The organism is Comamonas trifloxystrobinivorans, assembly GCF_043359985.1.
In the GTDB taxonomy this organism is placed as follows: Bacteria; Pseudomonadota; Gammaproteobacteria; order Burkholderiales; family Burkholderiaceae_C; genus Comamonas; species Comamonas trifloxystrobinivorans.
In genome coordinates, this window is the sequence record NZ_JBHZGV010000016.1 from 42,483 (window position 1) to 54,622 (window position 12,140).

Genomic DNA, 12,140 nt, shown 5'->3' on the forward strand with positions numbered 1-12,140 from the left:
CTTGGCGCTGGGCGAATGATCTCGTCGTTATCCCACGGGTTTGCCATTACTGCTTCCTCCGCACTGATCCGTCAGGTGTCTTGAAGTACGAGCCCGCTGGCAGCGCTTGGTAGGCGCCAGCATCGGTAGCCACCGGCAAGTACTTCATGTTCAGGTCCTCGACCGTCTTCATGGCTGCCATGCGCTGCTCAGCGGGGACATTCGGATCACCAATCCGGCCAGCCATTTCTTGATACAGCTGCACGTCCTTGTCCGACTGTGGACCAGACATCTTTGGCATTTTCGACACCAAAGCGCCTTGCAGTGCCTTGAGTTGAGCAGCCGAATCGGCGCCTTTTGGGGACCACCCGCCAACCTGCGCCACCTTGTCCGTCAATGCGCCCGCATAGCTGCCTGTTGCAGTTTTCAGCAAAGGGCGTGCTTGATCGAGGATCGAGAACACATCTTGCGTGTCCTTGTTCTGCTGCACAGATTCCTTGCTGTTGCGTGGATCTGCAGGGCCGCCTGGGATGAACTCCAGGCCACTGCCGTCCTGTCGCGCCCGGTAGCCCGCAGGGATTGAGCCTTGCCCAGCCTTCTGCACATCCAGTGCCAGCCGCTGGCGGGCAATATCGTTCTGGGAGGACTGATGCTGCGCAGTACGCCGGTCACGAATATCAGCCAGCGCCTGCTGCAGAGAGCTTCGCCGGGTTTCGCCGGCCTCTCGCAGCACAGACACATCACGACTGGCATCACCCTGCATCTGGGTTTGCTGCAAGCTGGTGGCGTTGTTGGCCTCGGCCTGCGCGGTGCGTGCCTCGCGGTCGTACAGGTTGTTGAGCGCGTTCAGCTGGCCCAGGGTCAGCTGGCCGTTGGGTGAGCCCTTGTGTGGCGTGGTCAGCCGGTCAATCATTTCCTTGCGCTCGCGGCCGGCTGCTGGGTCGCTGCCAATCACGCCCGACCAACCCGCTTGCGGCTGCGCCTGGGCAACAGCAAAGCCGCGTGCGGTTTGCCCACTGGCAATGCGGGCGACAGATTCTTGCTCGGAGCGCTGGGCCAGCGCATCGGCGGCCGCCATGTTCTGCGCCGAAGGCAAGCCTCGGGGCTGAGCGCCCGCTACCGCTGCCGTTGCGCTGTCGCCATAACTATTGCCACTGCGGAATACGCCCGGCATCACCTGGTTAGCCTGTGGTGATGGCTGAGCAACAGGGGAAGGTGCAGGGGCAGAAACAGCCGGGGGCTGCGCGACTGCTGGTGCTGGCGCTTGGCTGGTTGCAGGCAGAGGCGCCCGACCAGGTGCAGGCGCTGCCCCATAGGTATCCATGGGGATTTGGGCAATGGCCCGCGCGCGCTCAGCCTCGGGCATACCTTGCGCAGGTGGCGGCGCACTGGTGGCGCCACTATTGCCGGGCAGTCGGCTGCCCGGGAACATGTTTGAGGGGCTGGTGGGCGCGCTTGCTGGCGCTGATACCGAGGGAGCAGCAGACGCGGGCGCCGGGATCTGGGAGACACCAGGGCTTGCCACGGCAGCGGCAGCATCGCCGAAAGAATTGGAGCGCTTTTGCTCGTCTTCCCTCACGGCGCCACCGTCGAAATAGCCACGCCGCACGGGCAGGCCGCGGACCACGCCGCCATCGGCGAAGAACATGCGCGGCTCTTCCGGCTGCGCCTGGGCCGCACCTGGCGCAAAGCCACGTGCCGCCACGGGCGTATGGGTGGCGTTCTTCATCTGGTCGAGCGCCTGCACACCAATGGCATGCACCTGCTCGGGTGGCAGCTTGAACTCGCCGTTGCTCAATTGAACAGGCACGCCTTTACTCTGTGCCGGTGCAAAGCCGCGCGGCCCGCCCCCCATCGCCGCCAATTGCTGCTCACCGACAGCCTGGGTGCTGTCGGCGGGCATGATGTAAGTGCCGTTGGGCACCTCGTCTTGCACCTCATCTGATGTGCCAGTGCCTGGCCCGCGCACGGGGCCACCGTTGGCAAATGGGTTGACCTTGCCTCGTTGGGCATTGGGTTGAAAACCGCGCATTACACACCTCCTTCGTTCTGCTGGCCAGCTTGGGCAAGCGCATCAACATGCGCCTTTTTCAGTTCAAAAAGCCGATCCTTCAAGGCTTGGTGTGCATGGTCTCGGGCCGCAATTCGTGCGTCTCGATCCATCAAGCTGCGTCCCGTTACGGTGGCGTGCACCTCATCAGAAAATGCACACATGGACTTAGCTTGCTCATACGCTGCAATGGCTTCGCGGGCCTGCGTAAAACTTGCGTCCTGCGCTGCAGCGTCTTTCAACATGGCGAGCATCAGCACGCGCTCAGCATCATCAACGGCAGCTCCAAGTTGGGCACGTTGCTCTGCCAGCCAATGGCGAATCTGAGCGTGCTTCTCGGCAATTGCCACCTTGATATGCAGGTTGGCTTGCAAGCGTTGAATTTCAGGATCGTTGCTGAATAGCTCGTCGGGCAATGCGCGTGCGGCACTCAGGCGGGTTTCTTCTGCAATCTCGGCATCAGTAAGTTTTGGGCGAGATTGCATGCCTAAGTTAATAACGCCTTTTTGGCGATATCTCTCGTCATCGGCAAGTGCTTGCTGCTCATGTAGAGACAGGTTTTCAAGGTCAAGCATTGACAGCCTCCATGGTGTTAGCGCTGGGCGCCTGCATGCTGCTAAAAAACGCGTCCAGTTCGGCGCGCTTGAAAAGCACCATGCGGCGGCTCAGGCGTATGGGTTGCGGGCTGCCGGGAGCGCGCATGCGCCGGTCGAAGGTTCGACGGCTCATGTCGTAGCGCGCTGCGGCGGTGGATGGGCGAAGAAGTTCTTTTTCCATGTCGCCCATGGTCGCCACCTGACCCCCAATGACCAAACCCCATACCGGTTGGCAATCAGGATGCGTTTGCTTGCGCAAGCCAAAAGCTCCCTTTTTATGGGCCCCCAGAATCACGAATGCACGAGCCAACGGCGCGCGTATTGGTCGCAGTGAGCTGGAATTAGGTGCCTCCGACTGCTGACGCTATCTGGCCCAAGGTAAGGTTTTGACAGGTTTAGAGGCGTCGCAATATGAGGTTTTATGAGGTGCGAGCTGAAGTTTTTTGAAGCTCGTGGGCACCGGCCGCCGCAGGAATCACTTTCTGCAACCCAAGGTGAAATGCCTCATGGAACGCACTGTGTTGTCGCACGAACCGGCGCTGAAACTCGTCCAGGTGGATTGACTGGTCCGCCGCGGCACACCCTCTGACACTCGGCCGTAGCGCTCGATTAAAGCTATGACGCGCCACCCGGGTCATTGCATGACATCGGAATTTGCCATAAACTCTGTTTCACAAACATAGTTTATGGAGCTCAGCTTATGGATAATCAGAACCTGCTCAACCGCGCTATCGCAGCCCATTTCAGAAGCGCTACTGAAGGGCAGCCCTTGCAACCCTCCAATGCCTCCGAGGTGCGAACGGTCGATGGAAAACACTATGTTGTTCTGCGCAATGTTGCCGGAATCTTGAAGGTGTACCGCGTGCGCAATGACGGTGTGTTGAAGGGTTTGAAGCGCTGGCCCGCTGAATTGGAATAGGGTCACTGCATCGCCCTCCGGTTGGGCAGTTTGACCAATGTAGATGAGGAACCCGGCGAAGTGGCCTAGCCAAGTTCGACGGATCTAGCGTGTAAACAAACGGTCGAGGGCGCTTTGAGCGCGTTCTGCAGCACCCTCACGCCACTGCGTCGCGCGGGCCTTGTCCTGCGCCATCGTGGCCGCCAGCCAGTAGCAGACGCAACGGCGCGGCATGTGGCGTTGCGCGATGGCGTTCCAGCAATCGCGGGTGACCACCTCCCGCACCACTAAGCCATCACGCTCCAGCAAGCGCATGGTTTTGGCCAAGTTGGACAAGTCCACCCCCAGGCGCTCAGCGACCTTCGATAACGCATAAGGCGGTGCGCCCCATTCGAAAAAGTTGCCACCCAACACAGCCAGCGCATCCAAGGCGGCGCGCTTAGCCTGCGTCATCCTGCTGGGCTTATCCACCACTTGCGGTGCTGGTGCTTTAGGTAGTCCACCTGCCACGCCCTGGCCGCTGCTGCTCTGATGCAAGACGATGACGGGCAGCGCGCTTGCCTTTGGGGTTTCCATCATGTGCTCCTCCTTACTCAGTCTTGTAGCTTATCGGCCGCCACCTCATACACCCGCACGCTGCGGCCGTGAATGCGGTGCTTGCGGGATGTTTTGCCATCCTTGCCAGCAGGTGGCAGCACGCCACGGGCTTGCAAAACGCGAATGGCGCCTTGGTAGTCGAAGCCCTTGAGAGCATCACGCATTCCTTCTGTGGTGAACCAATACGTCATACCTTCGGCGGTGCTGTTCCACCAGCCAGCGCGGTCGCGCACCGCCTGCAGCTTTTCATCAAACGGCCCGGCCGCGTCAGAAAAACGGCTGTCTCCATGGCGCTCGATAAAGCTGCGCACCGCTTGCGCCACCTGTTCTTGTTCCATGTTGCCGGCTACGTCTCCACGCTGCGCCAGCCAGGCGCCAAAGCCCACGGCCGCTGCCTTGGTGGCTTCCCCGTCCTCCCAGTCCGTCACGCCATAAGCGGTGGCCAGCTCTCCGGCGAGCGCCAGCACAGCCAGGCGTGCAGCAGCGCGGGCGGGTTGCCCATCGCCGCTGCTGGCGCTGGCGTTGGCCCCCTGCAGCAGCTCTTGCTTTATGGACTCCAAGCACTCAATCAGGGCGCCTGTGTCACGCGTCAGCTTCTCCAGGAAAGCGCGCCCGGCCGTGCCGTATTGCTGACGGCTGGCGCGCTTGATGGCGTCAGAAAATGCCGGGCCGCTGGCATGGCCGTGCAACACATCCCAGGCGCCATAAGTGCGCTGCACCGGAATATCGAGCAGGCGCACAGCTTGCCCGGCCTTCACCCGCTGGCCAGCCTCCATCATGCTGGTGGCAATACTGCGCTCTCCAGTGGACAGCACACTGCTGCGCCAGCGGGCAACCGTGCGGGCGCTACCGGTGCGACTGGCGCGTGCCTTGCCGCGGCCGTTCCCCAGCATGTACACCACCTCGCCCACGTCGCGCGGGTCGCATTCGCTGATTTCGTCCAGCGCCAGCAGGCCATCGTTGAACAGTGCCGCAGTGCTCTCCAGGCCATTGGCCGTAGCGCGCCAGCTGCGGCGGTAACTCTCGCCACCCCACACGCTGCAGGCAGCTTGCAATGCGGTGGTCTTGCCGGTGGAGCTGTCGCCTACTAGGTGCACGCCGCCCGATTCCGCTCCCACCAGCGCCAGCACCGGTCCCGCAAATGCGGTGCACAAGCCCAGCACCATCATAGGGTTGCCGGCTGCTGGCGCTGCTATGGCCGCCTGCCAGCCGGGCAGTGTGCCGCGCATGGTGTATTCGTCGGCATGCAGCGCCTGAGCCTGAAACGTTACCTTGCTCGCCTGGGGGCCAATAACCCCGTCTGGCAATGCAAAGGCCTTGAAGCCATCGCCTGCCCACCCGGTCTGCGTTGCGGCCTCCATTTGCCGCGCAGGCGTCTGACTTTGCAGATAAACGGCCAGCATCTGTCGGCCCGCTGGACTCGGGTCGATATACACGCCCATGGCCAGAAGCACGCCGCGCATGTCTGCCCCGTCGCCCTTGAGCATTTCCATGGGCATGGCCCACTCGCGCCACTGGCCACGCGTGTCCTTGAAGCGTAGCAAGCGCCCGAAGTTGTTGCCAGCAGCATCAAATGTCACTGCCTCAATATGCAGCGGGCCGCAGATACGGCGCTGTGTGAGCGTGGGCGGTGCCTCGCCGCGGCCAGGCTTGATGCCAAAGTGCCAGACGCCAGGGCTGTACTTGCTGCCGTCTGCGGCTCGGTACTCCTCGTCCAGCACCACAAAGCGCGGGCGCTCCTGCTCGGTGGGGATGGGGTTGTGTGCATTGGGCATGCTAAGTTTTGCTAAGGTCTTGGGCGGCATTGCAGGCTTGCGGCGCACCTGCACATGGGTGCCCACACGCTCCCACAACTCGGCCAAGGTCTGGACTGCGTCCATCTGGCGTTGCGCGGACTGGCATACAGCTGCAGCTACAGCGGTGGTTTCTTTCTCACTGCTTTTCATGGCACAAGCCCTCCAGCACCTCGGCAAAACAGGCGCGCACGGCGTCCAGGCCGGCCAATTGGTGCAAATCGTTGAAGTCGGTCGCTCCGGAGCGGCGGGCAGGGAACTGCGGCACCGCCACCCCGCCGGCCACGGCCAGCGCGGCATGGCGTGCCACTGTCAGCCCAGGATTGCCCTCGGTGGCATAGTCATCATCTGCAGCCAGCACCAGGGGCAGGGCCGGGTACTTCTGCCGCAACGCTCGGGCCACCGTTGGCACATTGCTGGCGTTGAACGCTGCAGCCACAGCCAATCCGGTGGCCTCGTGAATGCTGGCGGCCGTGGCAAAACCCTCGGCAATCACCAATGCCGTGCTGATCTGGCCAATGGCGTGATAGCAGCCGTGCACGCGGCCGCCCGCCAAAAAGCGCTTGTTGCCGCTGGGGGTGATGCTCTGCAAGCTATGCAACATGCCTGCGGCATCGCGCATGGGCACCAGCAATAGGCCGGCGCTCGGGTCACCCTCAACGCGAATACCAAAGCCCTGCACGCCCTTGGCAATCAGGTAAGGGTGGCGCGCCACATCAGCCGGCCGCGCCAATGCAGTTGCCCACCGCGCATGCGCTGCACCTTGCGCCATGTGCTGGCGCTGCTGGTGTTCTTCGTCGCGCTGGGCTTTGGCTTGCCGTACACGCTGGCGCATGGCCTCGCGTTCAGCCGGCGTCATGGCGTTGTCAGCCTTGGCGCACCAGGTCTGCATCAGTCCAGAGCGCCAGCAGCCGAACACCCCAGCGGGAATGCCGTCACTGTGCACTACGTACCACCCCGCAGTATCGCTACTGCGCCCGCTGGGGCTGAAGCGATGCAGCGAGCCATCAGCATGGATCACATCGGGCGGCACCATGCCTGCTGCCTCGATGGCTCGGGAGAATTGCTCAATGGTCATGGCGCTCTCCCACGCGTACTGCGCTGTAGCCAATGGCTTCAGGGCGGGCGCTGGCGGCCAGTTCAGCGACGGCCATTGCCTCGTCAGAGGTGTTGTAAAGACCTGGCAGGCGCTCGTAGCGAGAAGTAGTCATGCCGTCAGGCTGCGCTTCAGCCTCCAACATCAGACAAGCCAGCCAGTGCACTTTGCTTTTGGTACTCATGCTGCACCGCCTTTCTCCGCTTTTTCGGCCTTCTCATTGGCACGATGCAACACATCCTGCGCATCCTCGGCCAGCGCAAACAGAGCGTTGTGCAGGCCACCTTGTAACCACCCGCTCAGCTTGAGAGCCTCGCCATCATCTGCCGCTATGAGCAAAGCCGAAATAGCGTTCAAGCCATACAAGCGCGTGTTTATCGCTCGCGCCTCCCACTCAGTTAGCGACAGGTCGCGGGTAAAGCCGCAAGCCATGCTGTGCCTGCAAATATCGTGAATGTCTACAGGTTGCTGCTCGTTGTCAGCCTCCGAGTTGGCCTCGCTCTTGCCCATCGCAGACTCCCATTGATCACGGGGCAGATCCATGGCAATGCAATCAAAAACATCCCGCGGCTTGGCCTTGGTTGCAATATCCGCGCATGCAGCGGCCGTCACTGCCACTCGGGCAGCGTTGTTTTTGGTCTTCATGATTACGCCTCCAGACTCAGCGACAGGTTGCGAAGTGCGTGCAGGGCCTGTATGGCCTTGGCGCGGGCTGCAGCAGTGTCAGGTTGCGGCTGGCGCAGGATGTAGGCCGCCATGCTCAACGCGTTGTGTGCGTCCGCATGCAGTTGGATGAGCGCGGTTTCGCTCAGACGGCCAGTCGTCACCGCTTGGTGCTGGGCTGGATCTGCCATGCCAGGCAGAGCGTTGAGAACTTCCGCGCAATGCGGATCAGTCAGCGACAGGCCGGGAACGATGTGGGGATGCGTGGGCGCGAAAACTTGCGCAGGGGAAGACTGAGCCATGATGGCCTCCAGAGAGTGCAGTTTGATGTAACCACCGCTCTGACGCCAATCAGGGCGGCGGCTCGAACAGGTTGGCGTACCGGGCACTCCCTGCGGAAACCGGCGAGCCTTACGGCTCCCTGCCCGAGCCGCCATAAAAGGGGCGCGAACGAACAAGCCGCATGACTCTGCGGAAGAACCTGCGGCTTGCGTCGCAGAGAGTACTTGAGGACGCCAATCCCCACTGCGATTTACTGTCGCAGCCACGCAAATATAGCACGACGCGCGGGGAAACGATACGCGCCCATCCACAAAGAAATAGCACTTGGCGATGCTACATTTAGATGCATGAATATCATCAAAGGCCTCAAACGGCTGTATATCGTTCTTTCTTTGCTGATTGTGGTGGGGGTAACTGGCACCGTGTGGGCAGATAGCGCGCGCCTTTCTTGCCGCAGATATCAGCAAATGGGGATACTTGATAGAGCCGCTGAATTGGGAGTAGCGGCTCCATGCACCACTGACAGCAGCAGGTTTCTTGATGCAGCTATCGCCGCCGCAGGTACAGCCATTATTCTGACCCTGGTGTGGTTCATTTTTCGTTGGATCATTGCCGGGTTCTTCCCAACCCGGAGCAGCAAAAAGTAAACCCCGGCCTCCAACCACGATAAACGCACAGTGGCCGGCCTGAGTAGAATGCGCAGTAAATCCGTAAAGCGCTTTGGTGTGCACCCCCGTGACCCAAGGCGTTTTTTTATTGCAGGTCTGCATGGCTATGCTCCTTCGCTGGCGAGCTGATCAAGGTGTACAGGGCCACGCGCTCATGGATAAAACCATCTGCATCAACGATCTGTACAGGCTCTGTCGTGATTTCATAGCCACGGCGGCGCAATTCCAAGATACGAGCTGGCGCCTGATAAAGGCCCAGGCGGCGCAGGTCGTAGGTGGTTTTCGCACCTGCGCGCAACGCCTCCAGTGCGCGGGCGCGCTGGGCATCGGCGGCTGTGGATTTTGCGTGGTGTTTGCGTTTAGCCATGGCGCACCTCCACGCCCGGCGCCAAGGTGAAGCGCTCAGGAATGTCGGGGTGCGTCACCTTCGTGGCAGTGACTCGCGTGCACTCCTTAACGAAACGTGCGAACGTGGTATTCACATCCTTGGTCCAGAACACCGCGTAGCTTGCGCCCAAGGCCTCCTCACGCTGATTGCGCACCATGCCAGCGGGTTTTGGGCTATACGGCAGCTGGCGCATTACCAAATCAACGATGCGGGCTGGCAGTTGATATTTGGCCAACATGCGCGGGCGAATGTGCGTGATGGACTCCGAGTTGCTCGGCCGCTCGGTCAAAGTCATGGAGCCCACCATGAGCGTCTCCACAGACTCAGACAGGCGCGCCATCTCTTCACCCTGAGCGATCTGCCGGCGTTCCACCTCAACCATGGCTTGCGCGTTCTGCAGGAACATCTCGGCGGGCGTTAACGCGCGCGACTGCAGGGTTTCCCGTGCTTCCAGCGCTGTCATCCGGTCGAATACCTTGGCTTGCAACGCGTAGCTGTAGCTCATGGCCAGCAGGCAGGCCTCGCGCTTGGCAAAACGGTAGCCGCGGCGCGGGCGACCATAGGCATCGGGTAGATTGGCCGAAAATTCGGCCGATCTTTCGCCCAGCACATCAGGCACCTTGTCCAATAAGTGTTTGTGCTCCAGCCTGGCAAAGCCCGGCGACGGAAAGGCAGCGCCAACAGCTTGCGCGCGTGCCTTGCGGTCATCGTTGATGAAGTCCGTCAGCTCCAAACTGGTCATGGTGGGGATTGCTATCGCAGGGGTAAATGCATTCATGCTGCGCCTCCCATAACAAAGTCCACCAGCCTTTTTTTGGCGCGTCGCTCGCGTGCCTTGGCGTTTTGCAGCTGGCGATATTGGCGTGCAGTGGCCTCCATCATGGTTTCCCACTGGGTTGAGCCTCGCTCAATGTGCTCATGGTTGCCGGTTTCCTCGCGCCAGATTCCGTAAGCATCGGTCAAGGCCTGTTGGTACTGAGCAGTGGCTTTCACGGCCTGGGCATACATGTAGGCGCGCTCAGCAGCGGTCATCAGCGTGCTGATGCGCACCACGCCCACTTCGGTGGGGTCAATGAAGTCAGTGGTGAGCATTTAGCAGCCCTCCACACCGAGAAGGCGCTTGATTTCTGCGACAGGCCAGGCCAGGCGGCCATGAATGCGGATCGGGCGGATTGGGCCGCTTTCATTACAGGCCCACCCTCTTGCGGTCTGCGGGCGACGGCCCATATAGAACGCGAACTGCGCTGTAGGAATGTGAGTACGAGTTTCCAGCTCTAGCGGGGGGAAGTGCTGCCCCCTGGTCGCAAAGCTATGTTGGATAGATGTATGCATGGCAATAATCGAATGACGCTGCAAGGTCACAGCGATATCGATTAGTTACCATGCATATTCATGCTGTCACATATGCAGGTGCTTGCATTTTCGTCTGCCGAATGAAAGCATCCTGCAAATGCAGGAAAATGCAGGCACTTGCATCATGCGCGGTAAGCAACAACACCCTCCCGCTTGGCAATTTCTCGACGCTCTAAAGCAGCTTTCACGTCCGCTGAAAACGCTTGTCGTGACACGCCTTCTTTGTCCGCAACCCCACCCACGCCATTGGGCAAGCGAGACAACGCAGCTTTAGTGCTCATTGGCAAACCCGCATCGATGCAAGCTTGCAAACGACGGTCTTGTCTTTGTTCCTTGGTCTCGATCGTGTTATTGATCCTGTCTGCCGCCTCAGGTTGAGCTTCGCTGCTTTGTGCGCCTTGAGACTGGAGGACTGCTTGACGCGCCTGCCCTACCCCGCCAATAGGGCCAAAGTCATAACCTGGCTGATGTCCCACATCACCAAAATCAGTAAGAAAACGGTGCAAGGCTTCACGGCTGACAAGCGCACCAGTCAACTCGTTCAGTACAAACTCTGGCACTGTTCCGTCAACTTCTAAACAGCCCTCAAGACAAAGAGCCTTCGGACGGAGCGGCGAGTGCTGTTGGAGAAGCCACTCAGTGTATGCAGACATTAGCCGAACAAGAATTGGCTTTGCCTGAGGCGGCAACTCCTCACTAGTAGGAAACTTCTTGGCAATCGGCATGACGCCGGCAATCAAACATGCTGCCTCATGCAGTCGAAAGCTTTTCGCATAGTTCCAAGCAGAAAAATCCACAGCATCCTCCCGAATGCGCTCCCCCAAAATAGGTGTCGCAGCAGGCCAGCGGGAGGACTGGCTTTTCAGCCCGGTTTCGAAGCGGGCCTAGCTGAGACGAAACAATCAGGCGTGAACGGGTTGCGCAACCAAGCGCACGCCCAGTGCAGTACACACGCGCCAAATGGTGTCAAAGCGGGGTTTGCTGCCAGGGCGCAGGGCTTTGTAGAGTGCCTCACGGGTTAGACCGCTGGCGCTGGCAATCTCGCTCATGCCACGAGCTCGGGCGATCACCCCCAAGGCATGCGCCAGCTCTGCGGGGTCTTCCTCTTCCAGAACCTGCGTGAGATAGGCGGCCACGTCCTCATCAGATTTCAGGTACTCCGCCATGTCGAAAGTTGGCAGATCTGCAATTTTGATCTTGCTCATGAATTACTCCTTCTTCTCGCCCTCTTCGGGCTCCAGAGTTGCGGCCAAGGCCTGGGCTGCTGCAATGTCTGCTTGCTGGGTAGATTTGTCGCCGCCACCAAGCATCACCACCAGCACATCGCCACGTTGGGCGTAGTACATGCGCCAGCCTGGTCCAAAGTCCTCACGTAGCTCATACACCCCAGCGCCAACAGGCTTGCAGTCACCCAGCAGGCCGCGCGCCACTTTATCCAGACGCCTGGCCAAGCGGATGCGCGTCATCGTGTCGCGCAAACCTGATAGCCATGAATCAAATTCCGCTGTGCGCTTAATGGTGAGCATGGCCTATTGTAATCGATCGTTCACAGAAATGCTACGCGCCAACTATCACTGACATTTGATTGATGCTGCATTTCCTGGTGCTGCACTTCAAAAACAATAGCAATAAATGCATGCTATGTATGGCGGTACACCTGTTCCACCAACAAAAAACAAGGTGGAACAGCCATCCTCTCATAGTTTTGCATAAAAATCATAGTGTTATGTGGTTTGTTCCACCGTTCCACCTGTACCACCACATAAATACAAGCTCG

At 60.0% G+C, this 12,140-nt stretch carries 17 protein-coding genes; 2 read left to right on the forward strand and 15 right to left on the reverse strand.

What is annotated here, in order from left to right; all coding sequences use genetic code 11:
* Window positions 1–46: 46 nt before the first annotated feature.
* Genes ACFIQF_RS19150 through ACFIQF_RS19160 form a run of 3 tightly spaced genes read right to left on the reverse strand, consistent with a single transcriptional unit; the run spans window position 47 to window position 2,815 of the window.
* Complete coding sequence (locus tag ACFIQF_RS19150; RefSeq protein WP_393945242.1) at window positions 47–2,011, reverse strand: hypothetical protein; 1,965 nt, start codon at window positions 2,009–2,011, stop codon at window positions 47–49.
* On the reverse strand, window positions 2,011–2,604 hold the full coding sequence (locus tag ACFIQF_RS19155; protein ID WP_393945243.1) for a hypothetical protein: 594 nt from the start codon (window positions 2,602–2,604) through the stop codon (window positions 2,011–2,013). Before ACFIQF_RS19155 ends, ACFIQF_RS19150 begins: the two co-directional genes overlap by 1 nt.
* A complete protein-coding gene (locus ACFIQF_RS19160) occupies window positions 2,597–2,815 on the reverse strand; it encodes a helix-turn-helix transcriptional regulator (RefSeq protein WP_393945244.1) in 219 nt (72 codons plus the stop codon). Before ACFIQF_RS19160 ends, ACFIQF_RS19155 begins: the two co-directional genes overlap by 8 nt.
* 510 nt (window positions 2,816–3,325) lie before the next feature.
* Here ACFIQF_RS19160 and ACFIQF_RS19165 point away from each other — a divergent pair.
* On the forward strand, window positions 3,326–3,544 hold the full coding sequence (locus ACFIQF_RS19165; protein WP_393945245.1) for a hypothetical protein: 219 nt from the start codon (window positions 3,326–3,328) through the stop codon (window positions 3,542–3,544).
* 84 nt (window positions 3,545–3,628) lie between these two features.
* Here the strand turns inward: ACFIQF_RS19165 and ACFIQF_RS19170 are convergent, their stop codons facing one another.
* The 6 genes from ACFIQF_RS19170 to ACFIQF_RS19195 are packed head-to-tail and all read right to left on the reverse strand — an operon-like array spanning window position 3,629 to window position 7,974.
* Window positions 3,629–4,102, reverse strand: coding sequence for a hypothetical protein (locus ACFIQF_RS19170; RefSeq protein ID WP_393945246.1), 474 nt, complete (start codon window positions 4,100–4,102; stop codon window positions 3,629–3,631).
* Window positions 4,103–4,116: 14 nt separating this feature from the next.
* Entirely contained in the window at window positions 4,117–6,000 is a 1,884-nt protein-coding gene (locus ACFIQF_RS19175; RefSeq protein WP_393945247.1) for a DUF927 domain-containing protein, read from the reverse strand.
* 52 nt (window positions 6,001–6,052) lie between these two features.
* Window positions 6,053–6,991, reverse strand: coding sequence for a toprim domain-containing protein (locus ACFIQF_RS19180; RefSeq protein ID WP_393945248.1), 939 nt, complete (start codon window positions 6,989–6,991; stop codon window positions 6,053–6,055).
* On the reverse strand, window positions 6,981–7,193 hold the full coding sequence (locus ACFIQF_RS19185) for a hypothetical protein (protein ID WP_393945249.1): 213 nt from the start codon (window positions 7,191–7,193) through the stop codon (window positions 6,981–6,983). Before ACFIQF_RS19185 ends, ACFIQF_RS19180 begins: the two co-directional genes overlap by 11 nt.
* The gene (locus tag ACFIQF_RS19190) at window positions 7,190–7,654 is read right to left on the reverse strand and encodes a hypothetical protein (protein ID WP_393945250.1); all 465 of its coding nucleotides are present in this window, start codon (window positions 7,652–7,654) and stop codon (window positions 7,190–7,192) included. The genes ACFIQF_RS19185 and ACFIQF_RS19190 overlap by 4 nt, the downstream gene beginning before the upstream one ends.
* Window positions 7,655–7,656: 2 nt before the next feature.
* On the reverse strand, window positions 7,657–7,974 hold the full coding sequence (locus ACFIQF_RS19195) for a hypothetical protein (protein WP_393945251.1): 318 nt from the start codon (window positions 7,972–7,974) through the stop codon (window positions 7,657–7,659).
* A 327-nt stretch (window positions 7,975–8,301) separates the two neighbouring features.
* Between ACFIQF_RS19195 and ACFIQF_RS19200 the strand changes: the two genes are divergently transcribed.
* Window positions 8,302–8,601, forward strand: coding sequence for a hypothetical protein (locus ACFIQF_RS19200; RefSeq protein WP_393945252.1), 300 nt, complete (start codon window positions 8,302–8,304; stop codon window positions 8,599–8,601).
* A 106-nt stretch (window positions 8,602–8,707) separates the two neighbouring features.
* Here ACFIQF_RS19200 and ACFIQF_RS19205 read toward each other — a convergent pair whose 3' ends face one another.
* From ACFIQF_RS19205 to ACFIQF_RS19230, 6 genes are all read right to left on the reverse strand, one after another.
* Window positions 8,708–8,989, reverse strand: a complete 282-nt coding sequence (locus tag ACFIQF_RS19205) for a helix-turn-helix domain-containing protein (RefSeq protein ID WP_393945253.1) — start codon at window positions 8,987–8,989, stop codon at window positions 8,708–8,710.
* Entirely contained in the window at window positions 8,982–9,788 is an 807-nt protein-coding gene (locus ACFIQF_RS19210) for a hypothetical protein (RefSeq protein ID WP_393945254.1), read from the reverse strand. Before ACFIQF_RS19210 ends, ACFIQF_RS19205 begins: the two co-directional genes overlap by 8 nt.
* A complete protein-coding gene (locus ACFIQF_RS19215; RefSeq protein WP_393945255.1) occupies window positions 9,785–10,102 on the reverse strand; it encodes a hypothetical protein in 318 nt (105 codons plus the stop codon). The genes ACFIQF_RS19210 and ACFIQF_RS19215 overlap by 4 nt, the downstream gene beginning before the upstream one ends.
* Before the next feature lie 383 nt (window positions 10,103–10,485).
* Complete coding sequence (locus ACFIQF_RS19220) at window positions 10,486–11,160, reverse strand: hypothetical protein (protein WP_393945256.1); 675 nt, start codon at window positions 11,158–11,160, stop codon at window positions 10,486–10,488.
* Window positions 11,161–11,265: 105 nt separating this feature from the next.
* Window positions 11,266–11,568 (reverse strand): addiction module antidote protein, encoded by a 303-nt coding sequence (locus ACFIQF_RS19225; RefSeq protein WP_393945257.1) that lies wholly within the window; start codon window positions 11,566–11,568, stop codon window positions 11,266–11,268.
* Window positions 11,569–11,571: 3 nt separating this feature from the next.
* The gene (locus ACFIQF_RS19230; RefSeq protein WP_393945258.1) at window positions 11,572–11,889 is read right to left on the reverse strand and encodes a type II toxin-antitoxin system RelE/ParE family toxin; all 318 of its coding nucleotides are present in this window, start codon (window positions 11,887–11,889) and stop codon (window positions 11,572–11,574) included.
* Between the last annotated feature and the right edge of the window lie 251 nt (window positions 11,890–12,140).